The sequence below is a fragment of the Kineococcus siccus genome (genome assembly GCF_009906795.1).
GTDB lineage: Bacteria > Actinomycetota > Actinomycetes > Actinomycetales > Kineococcaceae > Kineococcus > Kineococcus siccus.
The window spans coordinates 1-5,187 of sequence record NZ_JAAALN010000266.1; the positions used below are offsets into that span (position 1 = coordinate 1).

The window sequence follows — 5,187 nt, forward strand, 5'->3', positions numbered from 1 at the left end:
CCCCCGCAGCAGGTCGGACTCGCTCACCACCCCCACGAGGCGGCCGCCGCCGTCGAGGACGGGCACCGAGGAGATGCCGTGGTGCAGCAGCACCCGGGCGGTGTGCGGGACGTCGTCGTCCAGGCCGACCGTCACGACCGGGCTCCTCATCGCCTCGCGGACCAGCACGGGACCTCCTCGTCGTCGTCGGGGCGCGCGTGCGCCCTCCGGGTGCACCCTGCGGGGCGGGCGCGCGACGCGCAAGGGAGCGCGCCGCGGACCGGTGGCTCAGCTGCCGTAGGCGCTGACGTAGTCCGCGACGGCGCCGCACACCGCGGCGGCCGTCGGCTCGTCGAAGCCGCCGGCCCGCACGGCGGCGAGCTCCCCGGCGCCGTCGGCACCCCGCCCGCGGGCGTCCCAGGCCAGCTGGGCCGCGCGGGCCAGCTCGACGCGGTCGCCGGAACGCGCGCCCTCGCGGTCCACGACGATGCCGGCGACCCAGTCGGCGTCGAAGACCCCCGAGGGCGGCGCGAAGACCCGCTCGCCCTCGACGTAGCGGCCGCTGCCCCCGACGTGCACCATGCCCCGACGCTACGCCGCCGGCGGGGCGCGCGGGCCGGCGAGCGGGCACGGGGGGCGATCACGTCGCCGGTGTGCTGCCCTGGACGGGCCGTGTTCGTCACGCGTCCCCCCACGGGACGGGCACGGCTCCCCACTCCGTCCGGCCCCCACCCGGGTCGGACGCCGCCGCGCGCACCGGCGACCCCCCGTAGGCTCACAGGAACCGTTCGGGGCGGACGGTCCGGCAGCAGCGTGGAGGGTGCATGACCTCGGACACCGGGTCGACGGTGGCGGCGGAGCTGTCCCTCGTCGCCGCGACGGGCCCGGCCGCGGTGCTGCTGGTCGACCTCGACGCCCGGACGGTGGTCTACACCAACGACGTCGCCGAGCAGCTCGCGCCCGGCGTGGGACTCCCCGTCGCCCTGGACGCGTGGTCGGACGCGGCGGTGCTGCGCGACGTCGCTGGCAACCCCCTCTCGGAGACGGCCCACCCGCTGTCCCGGGTCGCCCGCTCCAGCCCCGTCGAGGGCCAGGCGGTCTCCGCCGCCCGGCTGAGCGAGCTCGGCCGGCAGCGGGAACCCCTGTGGGTGATCGCCCTCCCCATGCTCGACGCGCCCCTGCTGCAGGGCCACGCCCTCGTCGTGCTGCTGCCGCTGCGCGACCGGGTCAGCGCGCAGGCCGCGGTGAGCGCCGCCCGCAGCCAGGCGGACCTGCGCGACCGCGCCGTCATCGCGACCGGCCTGGCCTTCACGGTGGCCGACGCCCGGGCCGACGACCTGCCGCTCGTGTGGGTGAACCCCGCGTTCACGACGACGACCGGGTACTCGCTGGCCGAGTCCGTGGGCCGCAACTGCCGGTTCCTGCAGGGGAGTGCGACCGACCGGGCGGTCGTGGCGGAGGTGGGCGCCGCCCTCGCGGCGGGCGACGCCGTGACGACGACCCTCCTGAACTACCGCAAGGACGGCACCGCCTTCTGGAACCAGCTGTCGGTGAGCCCGATCCACGACGCGGACGGCGTCCTCACCCACTTCGTCGGCATCCAGACCGACGTCACCCACCGCGTGGCCGCCGACCACGAGCGGGACCGCGCGCTGCAGGCCGAGCGCGACGCCCGCCGCGCCGCCGAGGAGGCCCACCGCGAGACCGAGCTGGCCCGCTCCCGCCTGGCCCTGCTGGCCGAGGCCACGAGCCGGCTGGCGGTGACCCTGGACGTCGCCGAGTGCCGTCAGCGCCTCGTCGACCTCGTCGTGCCCGCGCTGGCCGACTGGGTCGTCGTCGCGAGCACCGACGCCAAGGGGGTCGTGGACCACCTCTCGGGCAAGCACCGCGATCCGGAGCGCGCACCGGAGATGGAGCGCTACGTGCAGCGGCTGCACGCCTCGATCCAGCCGGGCGGCTGGGTGGAGCGGCTGCTCGCGGGCGGCGGGGCCCGGCGCATCACCGACTACGACGGGGCGGCGAACCGGGCCCAGCGGCGCAGCTGGGTCTCCGACGGCAGCGTCCTGGCCGAGTCGGAGGCCCTGGGGGCGTCGTCGGTGCTCATGGTGCCGCTGCCGCACCGCCACCAGCCCCGCGACCTGATGATCCTCGTGCGCCGGGCCGACTCGCCCCCGCACACGGAGGAGGACCTGGGTGTGGCGCTGGACCTCGGGCGCCGTGCGGGTCTGATCCTCGACAACGCGCGGCTCTACCAGGAGCAGCACCGCATCGCGGAGACGCTGCAGCGCAGCCTGCTCCCCGAGCTCCCGGTCATCCCCGGCGTGCGGGCCGCGGCCCGCTACCGCGCGAGCGAGTCCGGCGCGGAGGTGGGCGGGGACTTCTACGAGCTCGTCGACCTGCCCGGCGAGGCGTTCGGCCTCGCGATCGGCGACGTGGTGGGCCACGACGTCCTCGCGGCCGCCGCGATGGGCCACCTGCGCGGGCTGCTGCGCGCGTGCGCGTGGGACACCGAGCGCACCCACCCGCACCGGGTGCTCGAGCGCGTCGACGACCTGCTCGCGGCCCTGCGGATCCCGACGCTCGCGACGCTGGCCTACGCGCGCTTCGAGCCGGCGCCCGGGGGCGGCTGGGCGATGGCCTGCTCCAGCGCCGGCCACCCGCCGCTGATGGTGCGCCACCCCGACGGGCGGGTCGAGCCGCTCACGTCCGCGCACGACCTGCTGCTGGGGGTGCAGCCGGGTCCGCGGACCAGCACCTGGCACCACCTGGAGCCCGGGTCGACGGTCCTGGCCTACACCGACGGCCTCGTCGAGCGCCGCGGCGAGGACCTGAGCGTGGGGCTGCAGCGGCTCGCGGCCGCCTTCGCCGGGGCCCCCGCCGACCCCGAGGGCGTCTGCGAGGACCTGCTGCGCCTCGACGCCGACGGCGAGGACGACGTGGCCCTGCTGGTCGTCACCGTCTGACGGCGGCGACCGTCCGCGGGCCCGCGCCCACGGCGGTTCAGTCCGCGGACGCCTCCGGCGCCGGCCGGGCCGGGGCCGTGAAGGGGCTGACGCGGCCGTGGACGGCGTCGTCGACGACCTGCGCGGCGATGTCGTGCAGCTTGCGGTTCAGCGACTGCGACCGCTTGCGCAGGAACTCGAACGCCTCCTCGGGGTCGCACGCGCACATGGTGGCGACCACGCCCTTCGCCTGCTCGATGACCGCGCGGGTGCGCATGGCGGTGGTCAGCTGCTCGGCGACCCGGTCGCGGCTGGACAGCAGCGCCGCGTTGGCGATCGACACGGCCGCGTGGTCGGCGAAGGAGCGCACCGCGGTGAGGGCGGCCTCGTCGAGCGGGCGGCCCGGCGTGCGGGTGTAGACGTTGAGGGCCGCGAGCCCCTCGTAGGGCAGCGGCATCCCGATCGCCACGGTGCTGTGCACGCCCACCCGCCGGGCCGTCGCCGCGAACTCGGGGTAGTGCTCGCTGCGGGCGGTGTCGTCGATGCGGATGGTCTCGCCGGACTGCGCCGCGTCGAGGCAGGGGCCGTAGCCGTCGGCGTACTGCCGCTCGTCGAGGACGGTCGCGAGGTCGCCCGAGAAGGCGACCGTCTGCGCGCGGTCCTGCGCGTCGAGCAGGGTGATCGAGACCTCGTCGGCACCGGGGACCGCGGCCACCGCGAGCTCCGCCATGCGGCGCAGCACCTCGGTCAGCGACTGGGTGCCGAAGGGGATGCGCGACAGCGCGATCAGCCCGTCCCGCAGGCCGTCGTCCACGCTGCCGGCCGAACCCGTCCGCTCGGTCATGTCCGTCCTCCGCATCCCGGCCGCGTGCGCACGCCCGGCCGCCGGCGCACCGCGGGGGCGGCACGCCTCCTCGGGACCCTAGCCGAGGCGTGCGCCCCGCGAGCCCGGGCCGCCCGAACGGCGCAGCGGGGCGCCCGCCTCAGCCGGAACGGTGATCCCGGTGAGCCGCAGGCCGACGTCGGCGCTCGTCACCGGGGTGTTCTGCAGCACCACCTCCGCGACGTCGAGCTCGGGGTAGACGGCGCTCACCGTGACCGTCGTGTCCTCGGGCAGGGCGCGCACGCCGTAGCCGCACGCGCACGCGCGCGGTGCTGCCCCGTCCCCGACGGCGGCGAACAGCGGGAAGACCGCGGTCGGGCCCTGCAGCAGCACGGCCCCCCGCACGGTGTCGCCGCCGTCGGTGACCTCGAAGTCGCGGGGGTCGCGGAAGGTGCCGAGCAGCAGGGGGGCCGGAGGCAGACCGGCCGCCCCGGGGCCCGCGGGCAGCGCCGTCACCTCGAGGTCGACGACCACGTTGCCCTGCAGCCGGCGCGCCCCCGCGGCCCGCACGCGGAACGACCAGCCGTCCTGCTGCTCGACGACGACGCCCTCGGCGCCGCGGCCCGTGGCCGGCGGGGCCGGGGGCAGCGGCGCGGTCCGGACCCCCAGCGCCGCGCCGCCCGCGGAGGGGGTGCTGACGGTGAGCTCGACGCGGCGGTTGCGGGCGCGGGCCTCCTGCGTGGTGCCCGCGACCGCGGGCTCGGTCTCGCCGCGACCGTCCACCTGCAGCGGGTAGCCGGGACCCAGCAGCGGGCCCACGGCGTCGGCGACGGCCTGCGCGCGGCGGCGCGAGCGGTCGAGGTCGTACCCGTCCGCCCCCTGGTCGTCGGTGTGCCCGACGACGGTCACGGCTCCGGGTTCGCGGGTGCGCACGTCGCCCGCCGCCGTGAGCAGGGCCTCCTGGGCCGCCGGCGTCAGCACGGCCGAGTCGAGCGCGAAGACCGGCACGCCGGGCGGGGGGGCGGCGAAGAGGAGCTGGACCCGCCGGGGTCGGTCGGTGCCCACGGGCGGCAGGCTCGTGTCGTAGCGCGCGGGGTCGCCCGCGCGGACGCTGGCGCCCGCGGCGTCGACGGCGACGGCGTGGGCGGCGTCGCCGCGCAGGTCGAGCAGGCGCACACCGGACGCCACGGCCGCGTCGCCGTCGCGCACGGGGGAGCGCAGCACCTCGTCGACGGAGACGTCGCCGTCGGCGGGCGCCCGGGCCACCGAGAGGTCGAGCGTCAGCACGACGAGCCCGCCGATCGAGGTCGGCCCGTCGACGCGGACCAGCGGGTGCAGCCCGACCTCCAGCTCGCCGCCGTCCAGCGGGACCGTGCGGACGACGACCGGACGCGACGCCGGTGCGGTGGGAGACGCCGCGGCGGGGGACGGCGAGGCCTGACC

5 protein-coding genes are annotated in these 5,187 nt (G+C 77.6%); 1 reads left to right on the forward strand and 4 read right to left on the reverse strand.

Annotation, left to right across the window (positions count from 1 at the left end; all coding sequences use genetic code 11):
• Together GTR02_RS24985 and GTR02_RS19705 are read right to left on the reverse strand one after the other, a co-directional pair.
• Window positions 1-150, reverse strand: a 150-nt coding sequence (locus GTR02_RS24985; RefSeq protein WP_166609187.1) for a CBS domain-containing protein, incomplete at its 3' end; no start/stop codon positions are given.
• 117 nt (window positions 151-267) lie between these two features.
• Entirely contained in the window at window positions 268-561 is a 294-nt protein-coding gene (locus tag GTR02_RS19705) for a hypothetical protein (protein WP_166609183.1), read from the reverse strand.
• Window positions 562-803: 242 nt separating this feature from the next.
• Between GTR02_RS19705 and GTR02_RS19710 the strand changes: the two genes are divergently transcribed.
• Window positions 804-2,942 (forward strand): SpoIIE family protein phosphatase, encoded by a 2,139-nt coding sequence (locus tag GTR02_RS19710; RefSeq protein WP_166609184.1) that lies wholly within the window; start codon window positions 804-806, stop codon window positions 2,940-2,942.
• 37 nt (window positions 2,943-2,979) lie between these two features.
• Here the strand turns inward: GTR02_RS19710 and GTR02_RS19715 are convergent, their stop codons facing one another.
• Entirely contained in the window at window positions 2,980-3,765 is a 786-nt protein-coding gene (locus tag GTR02_RS19715; protein ID WP_166609185.1) for a GAF and ANTAR domain-containing protein, read from the reverse strand.
• A gap of 78 nt (window positions 3,766-3,843) precedes the next feature.
• The coding region (locus tag GTR02_RS19720; protein WP_166609186.1) for an OmpA family protein at window positions 3,844-5,187 on the reverse strand (1,344 nt) is incomplete at its 5' end.

Bases quoted from the DNA above. Each gene is read 5' to 3' on its own strand.
- GTR02_RS19705 (WP_166609183.1), bottom strand. From the start codon at position 561: ATGGTGCACGTCGGGGGCAGCGGCCGCTACGTCGAGGGCGAGCGGGTC.
- GTR02_RS19715 (WP_166609185.1), bottom strand. From the start codon at position 3,765: ATGACCGAGCGGACGGGTTCGGCCGGCAGCGTGGACGACGGCCTGCGG.
- GTR02_RS19710 (WP_166609184.1), top strand. From the start codon at position 804: ATGACCTCGGACACCGGGTCGACGGTGGCGGCGGAGCTGTCCCTCGTC.